At 60.5% G+C, this 14,517-nt stretch carries 17 protein-coding genes; 6 read left to right on the top strand and 11 right to left on the bottom strand.

The window, feature by feature from the left end; genetic code table 11:
- The 4 genes from pheS to infC all read right to left on the bottom strand — a co-directional run bounded on the left by pheS (nt 1) and on the right by infC (nt 2,716).
- A complete protein-coding gene (gene pheS / locus FHT82_RS06955; RefSeq protein ID WP_183727715.1) occupies nt 1–1,083 on the bottom strand; it encodes a phenylalanine--tRNA ligase subunit alpha in 1,083 nt (360 codons plus the stop codon).
- A 149-nt stretch (nt 1,084–1,232) separates the two neighbouring features.
- Nucleotides 1,233–1,637, bottom strand: a complete 405-nt coding sequence (gene rplT, locus FHT82_RS06950) for a 50S ribosomal protein L20 (protein WP_112541929.1) — start codon at nt 1,635–1,637, stop codon at nt 1,233–1,235.
- 39 nt (nt 1,638–1,676) lie between these two features.
- A complete protein-coding gene (rpmI, locus tag FHT82_RS06945) occupies nt 1,677–1,880 on the bottom strand; it encodes a 50S ribosomal protein L35 (protein WP_004108077.1) in 204 nt (67 codons plus the stop codon).
- 299 nt (nt 1,881–2,179) lie between these two features.
- Entirely contained in the window at nt 2,180–2,716 is a 537-nt protein-coding gene (gene infC / locus FHT82_RS06940) for a translation initiation factor IF-3 (RefSeq protein ID WP_183729176.1), read from the bottom strand.
- Between the two features lie 179 nt (nt 2,717–2,895).
- On the opposite strand from infC, the gene FHT82_RS06935 reads away from it, so the two are divergent.
- Complete coding sequence (locus FHT82_RS06935; protein WP_183727713.1) at nt 2,896–3,693, top strand: alpha/beta hydrolase; 798 nt, start codon at nt 2,896–2,898, stop codon at nt 3,691–3,693.
- Between the two features lie 206 nt (nt 3,694–3,899).
- The gene (locus tag FHT82_RS06930; protein WP_183727711.1) at nt 3,900–4,499 is read left to right on the top strand and encodes a transglutaminase-like cysteine peptidase; all 600 of its coding nucleotides are present in this window, start codon (nt 3,900–3,902) and stop codon (nt 4,497–4,499) included.
- 131 nt (nt 4,500–4,630) lie between these two features.
- On the opposite strand, the gene mbfA is transcribed toward FHT82_RS06930, so the two are convergent.
- Nucleotides 4,631–5,614: an iron exporter MbfA gene (gene mbfA, locus FHT82_RS06925; RefSeq protein ID WP_183727709.1), complete on the bottom strand. Its 984-nt coding sequence runs from the start codon at nt 5,612–5,614 to the stop codon at nt 4,631–4,633.
- 172 nt (nt 5,615–5,786) lie between these two features.
- Here mbfA and FHT82_RS06920 point away from each other — a divergent pair, with 172 nt between their 5' ends.
- Nucleotides 5,787–6,254, top strand: a complete 468-nt coding sequence (locus tag FHT82_RS06920; RefSeq protein ID WP_183727707.1) for a truncated hemoglobin — start codon at nt 5,787–5,789, stop codon at nt 6,252–6,254.
- A 4-nt stretch (nt 6,255–6,258) separates the two neighbouring features.
- Here the strand turns inward: FHT82_RS06920 and FHT82_RS06915 are convergent, their stop codons facing one another.
- The 3 genes from FHT82_RS06915 to FHT82_RS06905 all read right to left on the bottom strand — a co-directional run bounded on the left by FHT82_RS06915 (nt 6,259) and on the right by FHT82_RS06905 (nt 8,832).
- Nucleotides 6,259–7,152 (bottom strand): EamA family transporter, encoded by an 894-nt coding sequence (locus FHT82_RS06915; RefSeq protein WP_183727704.1) that lies wholly within the window; start codon nt 7,150–7,152, stop codon nt 6,259–6,261.
- Nucleotides 7,153–7,245: 93 nt separating this feature from the next.
- Nucleotides 7,246–7,797 (bottom strand): recombination regulator RecX, encoded by a 552-nt coding sequence (gene recX, locus FHT82_RS06910; RefSeq protein ID WP_183727702.1) that lies wholly within the window; start codon nt 7,795–7,797, stop codon nt 7,246–7,248.
- 9 nt (nt 7,798–7,806) lie between these two features.
- Nucleotides 7,807–8,832 carry a histone deacetylase family protein gene (locus tag FHT82_RS06905; protein WP_183727700.1) on the bottom strand — a complete coding sequence of 342 codons (1,026 nt, stop codon included), beginning with the start codon at nt 8,830–8,832 and terminating at the stop codon, nt 7,807–7,809.
- A gap of 153 nt (nt 8,833–8,985) precedes the next feature.
- Between FHT82_RS06905 and FHT82_RS06900 the strand changes: the two genes are divergently transcribed.
- Nucleotides 8,986–9,612: an HAD-IA family hydrolase gene (locus tag FHT82_RS06900; protein ID WP_183727698.1), complete on the top strand. Its 627-nt coding sequence runs from the start codon at nt 8,986–8,988 to the stop codon at nt 9,610–9,612.
- Here FHT82_RS06900 and FHT82_RS06895 read toward each other — a convergent pair.
- Nucleotides 9,594–10,112: a GNAT family N-acetyltransferase gene (locus tag FHT82_RS06895; RefSeq protein ID WP_183727696.1), complete on the bottom strand. Its 519-nt coding sequence runs from the start codon at nt 10,110–10,112 to the stop codon at nt 9,594–9,596. The two genes, FHT82_RS06900 and FHT82_RS06895, sit on opposite strands and share 19 nt — an antisense overlap.
- Nucleotides 10,113–10,140: 28 nt before the next feature.
- Nucleotides 10,141–10,710, bottom strand: a complete 570-nt coding sequence (locus FHT82_RS06890; protein ID WP_183727694.1) for an XRE family transcriptional regulator — start codon at nt 10,708–10,710, stop codon at nt 10,141–10,143.
- A 129-nt stretch (nt 10,711–10,839) separates the two neighbouring features.
- Here FHT82_RS06890 and tenA point away from each other — a divergent pair, with 129 nt between their 5' ends.
- Complete coding sequence (gene tenA / locus FHT82_RS06885; RefSeq protein WP_183727693.1) at nt 10,840–11,538, top strand: thiaminase II; 699 nt, start codon at nt 10,840–10,842, stop codon at nt 11,536–11,538.
- Nucleotides 11,539–11,614: 76 nt separating this feature from the next.
- A complete protein-coding gene (lepA, locus tag FHT82_RS06880; RefSeq protein ID WP_183727691.1) occupies nt 11,615–13,447 on the top strand; it encodes a translation elongation factor 4 in 1,833 nt (610 codons plus the stop codon).
- Between the two features lie 5 nt (nt 13,448–13,452).
- Here lepA and FHT82_RS06875 read toward each other — a convergent pair whose 3' ends face one another.
- Nucleotides 13,453–14,499 carry a helix-turn-helix domain-containing protein gene (locus FHT82_RS06875; RefSeq protein ID WP_183727690.1) on the bottom strand — a complete coding sequence of 349 codons (1,047 nt, stop codon included), beginning with the start codon at nt 14,497–14,499 and terminating at the stop codon, nt 13,453–13,455.
- Nucleotides 14,500–14,517: the final 18 nt, after the last annotated feature.

Raw genomic sequence — 14,517 nt, 5'->3', positions numbered from 1 at the left:
TTAAACGCTCAGGCCGCCGAACAGCGTCGGCATGTCGAGCGGGCGGAAGCCGTAATGGTTCATCCAGCGGACATCGGCATTGAAGAAGTCGCGCAGGTCGGGCATGCCATATTTGAGCATGGCGATGCGGTCGAGGCCCATGCCCCAGGCGAAACCCTGATATTCGTCCGGATCGAGGCCGCCGTAGCGCAGCACGTTCGGGTGGACCATGCCGCAGCCGAGGATCTCCATCCAGTCGGTGCCCTCGCCGAACTTGACGATCGGGCCGGAGCGGTCGCACTGGATATCCACCTCGAATGACGGCTCGGTGAAGGGGAAGAAGGACGGACGGAAACGCATCGTCACGCTGTCGACCTCGAAGAAGGCCTTGCAGAACTCTTCCAGCACCCAGCGGATATTGGCGACATTGGCCTTCTTGTCGACGACCAGGCCTTCGACCTGATGGAACATCGGCGAATGCGTGGCATCGGAATCCTGGCGATAGGTCTTGCCGGGAATGATGATGCGAATCGGCGGCTTCTGCGCTTCCATCGTGCGGATCTGCACCGGCGAGGTATGCGTGCGCAGGACTTTGCGCTCACCCTCCTCATCCGGATTGAAGAAGAAGGTGTCGTGCATCTCGCGCGCCGGATGCCCTTCGGGAAAATTGAGCGCCGTGAAATTGTAGTAGTCGGTCTCGATATCAGGGCCTTCTGCGATCGAGAAGCCCATGTCGCCGAAGATCGCGGTGATTTCATCGACGATCTGGCTGATCGGATGGATGCGGCCGCGCTCGGCGGGCGAGGACCGGACCGGCAGGCTGACATCGACCGTTTCAGCCTTCAGGCGGGCGTTGACCGCCGCTTCCTTCAGCACCGACTTGCGATCCGTGAGGGCGTCGCTTACCTCGTTCTTCAGCGCGTTGATCGCTGCGCCACGGGTCTGGCGCTCCTCCGGCGTCATCGCGCCGAGCGTCTTCAGGAGTTCGGAGACGGAACCCTTCTTGCCGAGCGCCGAAACACGGAATGCTTCGAGTGCAGGCTCGTCGTTGGCGGCGGCAATTTCGGCAAGCAGAGAGGATTTAAGCTGGTCGATATCTGACATTGTCTTCTTTCCGTCCAGAGCAGGCGGCGTTCGAAAGGAGGGCTCGGCAAGGCCGGCGCCAGCAGTACAAAGAAAGAAAAACCCGCGCTAGCCCAAACCAGCGCGGGTTTCCCAAAATTCAAAAAAGCGTCAAGCTTGGGAAGCGCTGGTTAACGAACCGCGCCTTCAAACTCGTTAGCCGTGCCGGTGTCCTTGAGGTATTCAAGGGCCTTCTTGGCGGCAGCAACCAGGGCGCCGAATGCTTCCGGCTCGTGGATTGCCATGTCGGAGAGAACCTTGCGGTCGACTTCGATGCCAGCCTTGTTTAGACCGTCGATGAAGCGGCCGTAGGTCAGGCCGAATTCGCGGACGGCAGCGTTGATACGCTGGATCCAGAGGGCGCGGAAGTTGCGCTTGTTAACCTTGCGGTCGCGATATGCGTACTGCTTGGCGCGATCGACGGCAGCCTTGGCAGTACGGATGGTGTTCTTGCGACGGCCGTAGAAACCCTTGGCCTGCTTCAGAACCTTCTTGTGCTTGGCGTGGGCGGTGACGCCTCTTTTTACACGTGCCATTTCATGATCTCCTTAATCTAACGCGTTACCGGAATAGTCTCAGAGACCGTTCGGCAGATAGTTCTTCACGACCTTGCGGCCATCGGGTTCTGCCAGAACCATCGTGCCACGTGCATCGCGAATGAACTTGTTCGTGCGCTTGATCATGCCATGGCGCTTGCCAGCGGCAGCCGCCTTGACCTTGCCGGTAGCGGTGATCTTGAACCGCTTCTTGGCAGAGGACTTCGTCTTCATCTTGGGCATTTTGCTACTCCGTTCTGAAAGCTCCTCACCCGCTTCGTTAAAGAAGCCCTTCTGCGAAAGCCCGGCTTACGGGTCTTCGCCAAAGGCGCGGGAGCGTTTGTTGTTGATCTGCGGGCCAGTGACGAAACCTGCCCGCAAGCATTCGAAACTGCCACGGCATGCCCTGCCGGTCAGTTCGGACGCGCGCTTATAACCGCAGCGCCATGAAAGTGCAACGGGGCGGATGACGAATCTTGCCGCCTCGGAAAACACAAAAGCCGCCCTGTCGGACGGCTTTGAGCGAAAGGATGCGGCTCCGGTCACTTCGGCGCCAGCACCATCATCATCTGGCGGCCTTCGAGCTTGGGCTCAGCTTCAACCTTGGCGATCTCGAGCGTATCGGCCTTGACCTGCTGGAGAAGCTTCATGCCGAGTTCCTGGTGCGCCATTTCGCGGCCGCGGAACTTCAGCGTCACCTTTACCTTATCGCCTTCGTCGAAGAAGCGGCCCATCGCCTTCATCTTCACCTCATAATCATGGGTGTCGATGTTCGGGCGCATCTTGATTTCTTTGACTTCAACGATCTTCTGCTTCTTGCGCGCCTCGGCGGCCTTCTTCTGGTTCGAATATTTCAGCTTGCCCAGATCGAGGATCTTGCATACCGGCGGTTCGGCATTGGGGGAAATTTCGACGAGATCGAGGCCGGCTTCTTCCGCCATTCTCAAGGCCTGGTCGGTAGGCACGATGCCCATATTCTGTCCGTCAGCTGCGATCAGCTGAACTTTGGGAATGCGAATCTCCCGGTTCGAGCGCGGTCCATCCTTTACGGGCGCGTCGGTTTTAAAGGGTCTGCGAATGGTCGTATTCTCCTCGCGTTGTTCGGAACGTTGCAGCTTCGTGTCCCTCTCGAAGGGGGCACAAACGAGGTCACGTCATCGCTGCAACGGAGTCAATAACACCCTTTAGCGGAAAAATCACCTGCTGTCAGCCTGTCAAGAATCTGTTTTATAGGCCAAAACAACAGGAGTTCTGCCCGATGTCCGATCAAATGACCGTCCTTGAGCCCGAATTCCTCGATGTCGGTGAAGAGGAGGTTGCGCGGCAGATCGCCATGCTGGTGCGCCCGGCTCAGCCCAACACCGACCTTCCCGCCCTGGTTTGGCTATCCGGCTACCGATCGGACATGAGCGGCAGCAAGGCTATCGAGATCGACCGGCTGGCCTCGGAACTGGGCGCGGCCTGCATCCGTCTCGACTATTCCGGCCACGGACTTTCCGGCGGCGCCTTTACGGATGGCACGATCTCGCGCTGGCTGGAGGAGGCGCTCGCAGTGATCCGTCATATCGCACCGGACCGGATGATCCTCGTCGGCTCCTCGATGGGCGGCTGGATTGCGCTCAGGGTGGCGCAGGAGCTCGCGCGGCATGGCGGGCCGAGGCTCGAGGGCATGGTACTGATCGCACCGGCCCCGGACTTCACCTCCGATCTCATCGAACCGAACCTCAGGAAGAAAGAACGCACGTCTCTTGAACAGCGCGGCTACTTCGAGGAGCGTTCGCAATATAGTGTGGAGCCCAATATCTATACCCGCGCGCTGATCGAAGACGGGCGCGAGAACCGGGTGCTGACCGGGATCATCGAAACAGGCTGCCCGATCCATATCCTGCAGGGCATGAAGGATGCAGATGTTCCCTATCTGCACGCAATGAAGCTGGTCGAACATCTTCCGGCCGACGATGTGGTGCTGACCTTCATCCGCGACGGCGACCACCGGCTTTCGCGCCCGCAGGACATCGAACGGCTGCGCAGCGCCGTCAAAGGCCTGATCCGCTAAGTGGAAGCCGGTCACTCGCCAAAGAATATGCAGCTGCAATAGAATGCCATGGTTGAACAAGTTCCGTTCAATCACCCAAAGGTTACGTTGCATTTTAACCATGTCTACGAGTTGCAAAGTCCTCACAAGAAGTAACGATTGACTCCTTTCGGCCCTCTCCGTTAACTGTTTGTTAATAAATAAAGGGCGATGCAGGGAAGTAGGGCGTGCGGATCAAGGGTTTCCTCGTGGCCATGATGGCCGTGTTTGCAATGGCGCCGGCGGCTATTCCGGCTCCTAGCAAGAATGCCTCCATGGTGACCGGCAGTGCGACTTCGCAGCCGATCGGTCACTACGACTTCTGTCAGACGCATCGCGCTGAATGCGGTGCCAATCGCAATAGTGGCCCGCTCGCCATGACCGGCGGCAAGTGGGCCACGGTCCGCGCCGTCAACGCGACCGTCAACCGCACCATCACGCCGATGACCGACAAGGAAATCTACGGCAAGGACGAGGTTTGGGCCTATCCGACCACGGCCGGCGACTGCGAGGACTTCGCGCTCCTGAAGCGCCGTATCCTTATCCAGCGCGGCTTCTCGCCCGCAGACCTGCTGATGACCGTCGTGCGCAAGCCTGACGGGGAAGGCCACGCGGTTCTGACGCTGCGCACCGCCGAAGGCGACTTCGTGCTCGACAACCTCGCGACCGACGTCAAGCCGTGGTTTTCGACGCCCTATACGTTCATCAAGCGCCAGTCGAGCTTCAATGCCGGCCGCTGGGTCACCATCGAGAATGGCCGCGACGTCCTGGTCGGCGCTCTGAAGTAAAGAGTTTTGAGGGGGACTGTGGGGAAGGCCGGCTTTCGCCGGCCTTTTTCATTTGAGGAGTGCGGTCGCGCTGCAATCGATTCACCGGATCGATTGCTCGGGCTTCGCCCGACCGCCCGTCACCCTCATATTCACGCGTTCCCGATAAAAATGCCGGCTGCCAGTACGAGGCTGCCGCCGACAACCACCTGGAAGGCCGCGCGCAGGAACGGCGTCTCCATATATTTGTTCTGGATGAAGGCGATCGCCCAGAGCTCGAAGAAGACGATGATGGCGGCGGTGATGGTCGCGGTCCAGAATTGCGGGATCAGATAGGGCAGCGCATGGCCGAGACCGCCGAGCGCCGTCATGATACCGCAGGCAAGGCCGCGCTTGATCGGCGAGCCGCGGCCGGAAATCTTGCCGTCGTCGTGAGCCGCTTCGGTGAAGCCCATCGAGATGCCGGCGCCGACCGAGGCAGAGAGACCAACGAGGAAGGTCTGCCAGGTATCCTGCGTCGCGAAGGCGGCGGCAAAGATCGGTGCGAGCGTGGAAACCGAACCGTCCATGAGGCCAGCGAGGCCCGGCTGCACATAGGTCAGCACGAACCGGCGACGCGCCGTCTCATCCTCTTCCTTCTTCACATCCTCAGGCGTGTGCTTGTCGCCGAGCATGCGGGCGATGTCCTCATGGCCCTGTTCGGCGAGCGCAAGATCGCCGAGCAACTGGCGGGTGGAGGCATCAGAAGTGTGCTTGATCGCCTCGATATAGAAGCGGTAGGCCTGTTCCTCCATCGCCTCGGCCTCCTGCCTGATGGCATCGAGAGACAGGTTGGCGCGCAGCCAGTCGGGCTTGCGCTCGTAAAATCCCTCGACATGCTCACGGCGAATCAGAGGAATTCGCTCACCGAAGCGCTGACGGTGAATTTCGATCAGCGACCTTCGGTGCGTGTCCTCCACCTCAGCCATATCTTCGAACACCTTGGCGGAAGCCGGAAACTCTTTTCGCAGATGTTCCGCATAGGCGAGATAGATGCGGGCATCATCCTCTTCCGAGGCAATGGCGAGCGCCAGGATTTCCTGCTCGGAGAGAGAACGGAAAGAACGTTTCGGTGATCTGAAAAACCGTGCCAGCATAGGTAATCTCCAATAATTTAGAATTATTCTAAACTTAAAGGGGCAGGCAGCATGGGTCAAGATCAAAGCCCTGCGGATTGACAGAATGACGCGATCCACCGATCGCGCTTTGCTGAGACGGCGCGTCAATCTATATGAAGGCCGCGAGCTGCAAGCGGCGCCGAGGTTAAAGATGAATAATGAGATACAGGGGCGGGCCGCACATGTTGCAGCGATCCGCGAAAAGGCCGAAGCCGAGATGAAAGAGATCGGCGTGGACGAGGCCTTCATTTCAAAGCTGGTGGAGACCTTCTACGGGCGGGTACTGGCGCATCCTGAACTCGGGCCTGTCTTCGATGCGCGGCTTTCCGGGCGCTGGCCCGAACATATGGACAGGATGAAAAGCTTCTGGTCGGCCGTCGCCTTCCGGAGCGGTGCCTATGGCGGCAAGCCGGTGCAGGCGCATCTCGGCGTCGCGAACATGACGACGGATCTTTTCCCGAAATGGCTTTCGCTGTTTTCCACAACGCTCGACGACGTGGCGCCGACGCCGGAAGCCAAGGACTGGTTCATGGCGACGGCGGAGCGGATCGCCAAAAGCCTGACGCTGTCGCTCTTCTACAATCCGGCGCTCGACGATCCCACGAAGAAGACGGACTGACCCTTCACTGCCTTGCCGAAAAGGTCGCACCAGCGCTTGCGGCCACGACCAAGGCCGTTCCGGCCATCTGCAGAAGCGTCATGGGCTGCATCAGGATGATGAAACCTGCGAGTGCGGCAATGGCCGGCTCGAGGCTCATAAGAATGCCGAAGGAGGTTGTCGGTAAGCGCCGCAAGGCGATCAATTCCAGCGTGTAGGGCAGCAGCGGCACGAGAATGGCAAGGCCCGCCATTTCGATCAGACCGGAAGCATCAAGCTTCGGCACAGCGCCGGCAAAACCGAAGGGTGTCGCAACCAAAGCGGCAACCATGAGCGACACGGCAAGCCCTTCCAGTCCCTTGAAGCTCGCACCGATCTTCTTCGTCAGAACGATATAGATCGCCCAGCCGGTTCCCGCGCCGAACGCGAAGAGAACACCCAAGGGATCGCCAACCCAACCTTCACCATCATGAGCGAGAGCCAGAACGCCGAGCGCGGCAACCAGCGGCCAGACGAGACGCCGGCCGAACCCGTAGCCGATGGTTGCCACAGCAAGCGGGCCAAGAAAATCGATCGCCACGGCAAGACCGAGCGGAATGCGCTCGATCGCCGAGAAGAAGCTCATGGTCATCAGCGCGGTCGTCGTGCCGAGGACCAGGGCGCTTGTCCATTGGTCGCGGCTGTAGCTTGACATGCGCGGGCGCACGACGATCGCCAGGATGATCGCTGCAAAGACAAGGCGCAGCCAACTGGCGCCGGCCGGCCCATAGGTGGAGATGGCAGAGGAGGAAAGGGCTGCACCGAACTGGATTGACGACATGGACATGAGGCACATCAGCCCGCCAGCCGCTACCCCGCCCAATGCCGATGATGTCTGCGCGGTCAGCGTGCCCGCTCCGGCATTCGTTCTGTCTTCCATTGATGTCTCCAATCGCGCGCTCTTCATACGAAGGCAGCTTGCGGGCGACAAATTCAAACTTCTGATCGGGGTAGCAAAAGGCTTGATGCGATATCAGAGACGACCAGCGAGGATCACCTCTTCCGCATCCTCAAAGCTCATCTCGAAAACTTTCCTGCCGATCTCGAAGCTGAAGCCGTTACGGGCGAAGGCGGAGAGCTCCTTCGCCTTTCGTTTTTCGTCAAGCTCAACGCGGCGAAAGGGGCCGAAGGCGCGTTTGCGGGCGAATATCGCCGCGGCATAGAGATCGTCAGCCTCTTCAAGCGCAGCCTCAACCCTGTCACTGGAGACGCCCTTGACCGCAAGCTTCTGGGCGATGGCGCGTTTCGACTTGCCGCTGCGCACGGCGGAACGCGTGCTGATTTCGGCATAGGCGGTATCGTCGATCGCCTTGTTGTCATAGGCGAATTTGACGGCGAAATCGGCGACGGCCTTGACCTGGGCTGCGCTGATATCCTCGAACTTCTCCTTCGCCTTGCGGGTGATGGCGTCAAAGAGCTGCTTTTCCGTCATCATGCGCCGCTCGAGCCGGTAGATGGTCGAATTGCGTGCCCAACTCAGCATGCGGGACGTCGGGATATCGGATGAAATGGTCTCCTCGGTCATCGGCAGTGATCAGGCTTCCAGGCCCTTGAGCACATTGGCGACGTTACGGCCGATTTCCGGCACCCCATAACCGCCTTCCATGCAGGTGACGACGGGCAGGCCGACAGCGGAAATCATCTCGCCCATGCGGATGAAATCCTCCGATTTCAGCGTGAAGAAGGAAATCGGATCGCGCTCGAACGTATCGACGCCGAGCGCCATGACGATCGCCTCCGCACCGAAGGCCTTGATGCGGGAGAGCGCATCGGCAAGTGCTGCCGACCAGACATCAAAACTCGTGCCGCGCGCCATTGGGTAATTGCGGTTGGCACCCTCGCCCTCCCCTTCGCCCTGTTCATCGGCATGGCCGAGGAAATAGGGAAAGGCGTGGATGGGATCGCCATGCAGCGAGGCGGTAAAGACGTCGCCTCGGCGATAGAAGAGATCCTGTGTGCCGTTGCCATGGTGGAAATCGACATCGAGCACGGCAATCTTCCCGGCGCCGTGATCGAGCAGGCGCTGGGCCGCGACGCCGGAATTGTTGATGAAGCAATAGCCGCCGAAGAGATCGATGCCCGCGTGATGGCCGGGCGGGCGGCAGAGCGCGAAGGCGAAGCGGTTGCCGGCATTGAGCCAGTCGGCGCCCGTCATCGCGCAGCGCATGGAGGCAATGGCAGCCTCGTAGGACCCTTTGGTGATGGAGGTATCGGCAGCATTGGCATAATGGCCAATCGCGCCGACGATATTTTCGGGCACGCGCTGGCTGGTGCGGCGAACAGGGAAGGAATTGGCGATCGCTTCGCCCTTATATCCTGCCGCCACCCAACGATCCCAGACCGTCGCCAGAAATTCCAGATAGGCCGGGTCATGCACCTTGCGTGCGGTTTCGAGGCCATGGCTCTCCGGCGCGACGACATCCGAAAAGCCTGCTTCCTTGACCGCAGCAAGGATCCATTCCGCCCGGAACGGCGCCTCGAAGGGCGTCACGAGCTGACCATCATGCAGCTCCGTCTTCGCATCACGCAGTTTGTGGTCTTCGGAATAGATGACGCGCACGAGTGTCCTCCGCAAATCAGTCTGTCGATCTCAAGCCTTACACAGGCCCGTCCGAAGAAAAAAGCGCTGAACACGCCTTGATCGTCACGACGGACGACGCCACGTTCAACCCGATTTCAGAATGCACCGCTTTTCCTCAAGAGATTATGCCCCATGAAAATCCTGATGGTCGATGTCGATGGCGTGCTGGTCCACGGGCGACCGACGGACGGTCTGCCGCTCTTTACCTACCTCGAACGCGACCTCGGCTTGGCGCCGTCCTTGCTTCAGCAGGAATTCTTCAAACCCTATTGGGTCGGGATCGTCACGGGACAGGAGCCGATCGAACCCCGCCTGACGGAGGTTCTCGACCGCATCGCCCCGCATCTCACCGCCGAGAAACTGCTCGACTACTGGTTCGAAAATGACTCTCGCCTGGACCGGCACCTGCTTGCCGACCTCGCACGCCTGAAAGACGAAGGTACGCTTCTTTATCTTGCGACCAATCAGGAGCACAGGCGCGCGGCCTATCTGCGCGACGTGCTCGAACTGGGGGCGCTTTTCGACGGCATCTTCTATTCCGCAGCGCTCGGTAGTCGAAAGCCTGAAAGCGATTTTTTCCGCCTTGCGACCGATGGCGTCGGTGTCGCGCCTGAAGACATCGGCTTTATCGACGATGTCGAGGAGAATATTGCGACAGCCACGCAATTCGGATGGAAGGCTTTGCACTGGACACCGGCGTCGGCGCTTGCAGATGCTATCGCCGCCTTTACGCAGACTGCTCAGGCGACCCGCTTGTAGAACAACGTCGTGGCGCAAAGCCCGCCTTCCGGCCATAGCGCGTAATCGGGGATAACGCCGACGCGCTCCCAGCCGAGACGCGGATAGATCACTTCGGCATCGCTGCCGGTTGCCGTGTCGAGGACGAGGATCGTCTTGCCGCGGCGGGCCGCTTCCTGTTCGGCCATTTCCATCAGCAGGCGCGCCAGGCCATAGCCGCGGGCGGAGCGATGGACGAGCAGCTTCTTCAGATCGCCGCGGTGCGGCTGGTTCGGCATCTGGGCAGCGCCGACCTGCACGGTGCCGACAATTTTGCCGTCGACTTCGGCGACAAACAGCAGGGTGGCGTCATCAGCCACGGCCTCGGCGACGCCACGCCAATAGGGTTCGGCATCAGCCGATGTATAGGGCTGCATGAAGCCGACAGAGGCGCCGCCATTGACGCAGTCGGCCAGCACCTCGCAAAGATCGGGAATGGCGGCGTGGGCTTCGGCGGCGGAGAGAAGGCGGATCCTCGGCATAAATATTCCCCTGATAAACAAGCGTGAATTAGTGGCTGCCGTGATCCAGCACGACGCAATAGCGTGCCGGCGCATGACCCGGATTGTGAAAGACATGGCCGTCGCCAACCGGCATGAAGAGACAGTCGCCGGGCTTGAGGCGATGGACGGTCTCGCCGACGGTCATTTCCAACTCACCGTCAAAGAGCCAGACATGCTGGGTCATGCCGCGACTTGCGGCATGCGGCGGAAAGCTGACGCGCGCGCCGGCCGGAAACTCGACATCGACGATATCGACATCGGAAGCCGTACCCCGCGGCGAGACGGCGCGGCGCATATAGCCGGTTTCTGGATCCCGCCAGACCTGCTGGTCCTCACGACGAAGGAGCGGCGACACGTCCTGCCCTTCATCGGCAAAAAACTCTGAAAGCGACAGTCCGAGTGCGGCGCAGACCCTCGCCAACAGCGAGGCCGTTGGGCTCGCTTCCGCGCGCTCGATGCGGGAGATCATCGCGCGGCTCACGCCGGAGGCTGTGGCCAGATCATCCAGCGTGAGGCTCTTTTCCAGCCGCAGCGCGCGGATGCGGATGCCGATCGCCTGTTCGAGTTCCTGTTCCATGTCTTAACCCAAGTTTCTACTATAAGAGAAATACAAGATCTGATGATGGAATCAAGCCCTCGCGAACAGCCTTGCTTTCACCACAGCGCCGTCGATATATGACAACGGCATTGAAGAGCGGAGACCAGCATGGACGGCATTGCGCAGGGCACTGAGACGACGGCAAACTTCACGGCTGCCGCCTGGGACCGCATCAAGCCCATCATGGCCGAGATCGAGCGGTTGCCGCTGCTCGAACGGCTTTCGGACGGAACGCTGCCGCCGGAGGTTTTCCGCCATTATATCCTGCAGGACGCGATCTATCTGAAGCACTATGCCCGCTGCCTCGCCATCGTCGCGGCCAAGGCGCCCGACAATGCGCAGGTGCTGCGCTTCCTCGGCTCGGCACAGAAGGCGATCACCGTCGAGCAGGGCCTGCATGCCGGTTTCCTGAGCCAGTTCGGCATTTCGAGCGCGGATGTGACGGCTGCGGAGCCTTCTCCCTCCTGCTTCGCCTATACGAATTTCCTGCTGGCGACGGCCTATCACAGCTCTTATGCTGTGGCGCTTTCGGCCATCCTGCCGTGCTTCTGGATCTATTGGCATGTCGGCGAAGGCATCAAGGGCAGGCCGGCGATCGAGGGCAATGTGTTCCAGGCCTGGATCAATACCTATGGCGATCCGCAATTTGCAGCCGGCGCCCGCGAAGTGATCGCACTGACGGATATGGCCGCCCGCACCGCCTCTCCCGCAGAGCGCCAACAGATGATGGACGCCTTCGCGCGCGCCTCGCAATATGAATGGATGTTCTGGGATTCGGCCTGGCGGCTGGAGAGGTGGCCGGTCTGAGGCGCGCTTCCCAGACTTCAAAATAGCGTAAACGGCGGGATAATTACCGCTTTGCGGGCGATCTGCGCGCTGCTATATGGCGCGCATGAGCACCAATTCGACGACTCCGCTATCCCATATCCGCAACTTCTCGATCGTGGCCCACATCGACCACGGCAAATCGACACTTGCCGACCGCCTCATCCAGACGACCGGCGGCCTTGCCGAGCGTGAGATGTCCGAGCAGGTGCTCGACAATATGGATATCGAGCGCGAGCGCGGCATCACCATCAAGGCACAGACCGTGCGCCTGCATTACAAGGCGAATAACGGCGAAACCTATGTGCTGAACCTCATCGACACGCCCGGCCACGTTGACTTCGCCTATGAAGTTTCGCGCTCGCTGTCGGCCTGCGAGGGCTCGCTGCTCGTCGTCGACGCGTCACAGGGCGTGGAAGCCCAGACGCTCGCCAATGTCTATCAGGCGATCGACAACAATCACGAGCTCGTCACTGTCCTCAACAAGATCGATCTGCCCGCGGCCGAACCCGACCGCATCAAGGATCAGATCGAGGAAGTGATCGGCATCGATGCATCCGAGGCCGTGCTGATCTCGGCCAAGACCGGTCTCGGCATTCCCGACGTCTTGGAAGCCATCGTTCACAAGCTGCCGGCGCCGAAGAGCCCCGGCGGCGAAAAGGCGCCGCTGAAGGCGCTGCTCGTCGACAGCTGGTACGACACCTATCTCGGCGTCATGGTTCTGGTGCGCATCATCGACGGCGTGCTGTCCAAGGGACAGACGATCCGCATGATGGGCACGGATGCCAAGTATCAGGTCGAGCGCGTCGGCGTGCTGACGCCGAAGATGGTCAATGTCGACAGCCTCGGCCCGGGCGAGATCGGCTTCATCACCGCTTCGATCAAGGAAGTGGCCGATACACGCGTCGGCGACACCATCACCGAAGACAAGCGCCCGACGGCCCAGGCGCTGCCGGGCTTTAAGCCGGCGCAGCCGGTGGTCTTCTGCGGTCTGTTTCCGGTCGATGCCGCTGATTTCGAAGACCTGCGTGCCGCGATGGGCAAGCTTCGTCTCAACGACGCATCCTTCTCCTTCGAAATGGAATCGTCGGCGGCACTCGGCTTCGGCTTCCGCTGCGGCTTCCTCGGGCTCTTGCATCTCGAAATCATCCAGGAGCGCCTGGAGCGCGAGTTCGACCTCGACCTGATCGCGACCGCCCCCTCCGTCGTCTATCAGCTGACGATGACCGACGGCAGCGAGCGCGAGCTGCACAATCCGGCCGATATGCCCGACGTCGTCAAGATCGCCGAAATCCGCGAGCCGTGGATCAAGGCAACGATCATGACGCCTGACGACTATCTCGGCGGCATCCTGAAGCTCTGCCAGGACCGCCGCGGCATCCAGACCGAGCTGACCTATGTCGGCACCCGCGCGATGGTGACCTATGAACTGCCGCTCAACGAAGTCGTCTTCGACTTCTACGACCGGCTGAAATCGATCTCCAAGGGTTATGCGTCCTTCGACTATCATCTCGAAGGCTATCGCGAAGGCAACCTCGTCAAGATGTCGATCCTCGTCAACGGCGAGCCGGTCGACGCGCTTTCGATGCTCGTGCACCGCGCTGCGGCTGAAAAGCGCGGCCGCGACATGTGCGAGCGGCTGAAGGAGCTGATCCCGAAGCACATGTTCAAGATCCCGATCCAGGCGGCGATCGGCAGCAACGTGATTGCCCGCGAAACCATCTCGGCGCTGCGCAAAGATGTGACCGCAAAGTGCTACGGCGGCGACGCCACCCGCAAGCGCAAACTTCTGGAAAAGCAGAAGGAAGGCAAGAAGCGCATGCGTCAGTTCGGCAAGGTGGAAATCCCGCAGGAAGCGTTTATCGCGGCGCTCAAGATGGGCGACGAGTAAGCGCCTCAGCCTTTTGACGGTCGCGCATAATCGGGCACGCGAAACCTGCGGCGATAGCTGCCGGGTGTCAGACCTGTCATACGCTTGAAGAGCCTGCGGAAAAACGCCGGCTCTTCATAGCCGACCTGCCAGCTGATCTCATCAACCGGCGTATCCGTGCGCTCCAGCCGGCGCTTCGCATCCTCCACTCTCAAACGCTGAACATAGGCGATCGGACTGACACCGGTCGCCTGGGTGAAGCGGCGCTTGAAAGTGCGCTCTGTCAGGCCGGCATGACGGGACATTTCCTCGATTGGATTGGCGACCGAGAAATGGCTGGAAAGCCAGTCCTGCGCTGTCCGGATCGCTGTATCGCCATGACCCCTGCGGCCCTCGAAGACGATATAAGGCGCCAGCCCATCCTGATGCCATTGCAAGGCGAAGAAACGGGCAATCGCCTGCGCGGCCGAAGCACCCACATGGCGGGCGATCAGGTACAGGACGAGATCATGCCAGGTCATGGAGGCACCGGAGCTGATCAGCTCTTCCCGCCTGCCGCAGACCACGAGCACCCGCTCGGGATGGACAGGAACCTGCGGGAAACTTGCCCGGAAGGCCTCGGCATAGCCGAAATGCACTGTCGCATCCATGCCGTCGAATAGCCCGGTCTCGGCCAGCAGAAAGAGGCCCGAACAGGCCGAGCAGATCAGCGCGCCGCGGGCATGCATGGCGCGCACCCATTTTACAAGCTCCGGATAACGCCCCTTCTCCCATCCGCCCGATGGCAGCAAAACGGAGGGGACGATGATGATATCCGTATGGTCGAGAGATGAGATGCTGCGCTGGACGGTAATCGGGAGGCGGCTTGCAAGTTCCAGCGGCTCGGCGGATGTGCCGACAATTTCCACCTTAAAGGGCGCTTGGCCGGCAAGGACATCGCTGGCTGCCGGCAGAACCGCAAAGGCGTTCATCACATCGAAAATGCCGCTCAGGGTCGATACGACCGCCTCGGGAATGGCCACGAGGCTGACATGAAGCGGCCTGGAAGCGACATGATCGGCACCGGATTGCATCTCATCCCCCGGAAGAAA

This window comes from Rhizobium sp. BK275 (assembly GCF_014193555.1).
In the GTDB taxonomy this organism is placed as follows: domain Bacteria; phylum Pseudomonadota; class Alphaproteobacteria; order Rhizobiales; family Rhizobiaceae; genus Rhizobium.
The sequence above is the reverse complement of the archived record's forward strand: the minus strand, read 5'-3'. Positions and strand labels throughout refer to the sequence as shown.